At 37.5% G+C, this 773-nt stretch carries 1 protein-coding gene; it reads left to right on the top strand.

Annotation, left to right across the window (positions count from 1 at the left end):
- The coding region (locus G5B00_RS17875; RefSeq protein WP_205966476.1) for a hypothetical protein at positions 1-773 on the top strand (773 nt) is incomplete at both ends.

Raw genomic sequence — 773 nt, 5'->3', positions numbered from 1 at the left:
ACCAAGACGCAACCGTCAGGTTACTCTCAGCCTTTTAATGAGTATGGTATTACACTAATTGAAGGGATAGTTAAATCCGTAAGAGATGCAGTAAATAATTTAGAAGAAGCAGAGATCGCTTGGGGGATTGCAAAAGTTCCTCAACATGTATTTAATCGAAGATGGATTATGAAGGAAAAGGTTATTAATCCTTTTGGTGAATACGATCAGGTACTGATGAATCCAGGGATAAATGATGACAATAAGGTAGAACCTGCAGGCCCTACGGATCCAGATGTGTCATTTATTTCAGTACGAGCACTGAATGGAAAGCGACCGATATCGCTTCTTGCAAACTATGCTTTACATTATATAGGAGGTGTGCCTCAACATGAGGTTTCGGCTGACTATTTTGCTGTGTTTGCAAGCAAGATTAAAGAACTTATGGAAGAAGAAAATAGTCAATCTGTCCCTTTTGTTGGTATAATGTCTAATGGTACAAGTGGAGATGTTGCTGGAACTGATAGGTCAAAAAGTGGGCCTAGTTATCAACCCTATGAAAAGATGCAAATTGTAGCAGATGACATCGCCAAAGAGGTATATAAAGTAAGTCAGACTTTGAATTATAAGCAATGGGTGCCGATTAAAATATTGACAAAAGATTTAAGTTTAAATCGAAGAGAGACGAGTAATGAATTGGTAAATTGGGCACAAGGTATTTTAAATCTGCCAAGTGGTACTATTGTCAATCATCCTCGAGAAAGAAATTATGCTAATCGAGTTATCTCTTTAAG

This window comes from Parapedobacter sp. SGR-10, from assembly GCF_011030405.1.
GTDB lineage: Bacteria > Bacteroidota > Bacteroidia > Sphingobacteriales > Sphingobacteriaceae > Sphingobacterium.
Note: the sequence above shows the minus strand (reverse complement) of the source record. Positions and strands in the feature narration are given on the sequence as shown.